The organism is Flagellimonas flava (assembly GCF_050617915.1).
Classification (GTDB): Bacteria; Bacteroidota; Bacteroidia; order Flavobacteriales; family Flavobacteriaceae; genus Flagellimonas; species Flagellimonas flava_A.
Genome location: NZ_JBODQE010000089.1, coordinates 1 through 261 on the forward strand (window position 1 = coordinate 1; position 261 = coordinate 261).

Below are 261 nucleotides of genomic sequence, written 5' to 3' on the forward strand. Positions count from 1 at the left end.
GTTGTACTTGCTAATCTTATTTCTAAACTAGATACAAACCCTTATTTAACCTGGCCTACAATCATTTTCTTGTCGTTTTGTGTTATTTCTATGGTACTCTCTATCATAGCAACCCGACCAAACGTTACAAGTGGAGAATTCACCAAAGAAGATGTAAAAAACCAAGAAGTAAACCTTAGCTTTTTTGGTAATTTTCATAAAATGGAACTCAAAGAATTTGAATGGGCTATAGGAGAAATGGTAAAAGACAAAGACTATATC

At 33.0% G+C, this 261-nt stretch carries 1 protein-coding gene; it reads left to right on the plus strand.

All coding sequences use genetic code 11. The features are described 5' to 3' along the window. The coding region (locus tag ACRHOZ_RS21095) for a Pycsar system effector family protein (RefSeq protein WP_431130279.1) at positions 1-261 on the plus strand (261 nt) is incomplete at both ends.